Raw genomic sequence first — 333 nt, forward strand, 5'->3', positions numbered from 1 at the left:
GTCGACTACTACGACAGCGGCCAGCCGAAGAAGGAGACCCTCACCCGCAAGGACGGCACCCTGCTGTCCGAAACCGCCTACACCTACAACACCCGCGGCGACCTGGCCACCCGCACCGACACCCGCCCCGCCACCAGCGGCAGCGGGGGGCAGGCAGATACCGGCACTGCAGACAGCGGGAGCACCGCAGACGGCGAGGATGCCGCCACGGCTACGGCTGCGCCGGTGACCACGCACACCGTCCACGCCTACGACGCCTACGGCCGGCTCACCTCCACCACCGTCCACAACGGCGGCGACGCCAAGGCCCCGGTACTGCGGTCGACCGCCTAC

At 71.2% G+C, this 333-nt stretch carries 1 protein-coding gene; it reads left to right on the plus strand.

Features of this window, described 5'->3' with window-relative positions; all coding sequences use genetic code 11:
• Positions 1 to 333, plus strand: a 333-nt coding sequence (locus IF89_RS39855; protein ID WP_043195032.1) for a hypothetical protein, incomplete at both ends; no start/stop codon positions are given.

The sequence above is a fragment of the Streptomyces sp. NRRL F-2664 genome (assembly GCF_000719345.1).
Lineage (GTDB): Bacteria > Actinomycetota > Actinomycetes > Streptomycetales > Streptomycetaceae > Streptomyces.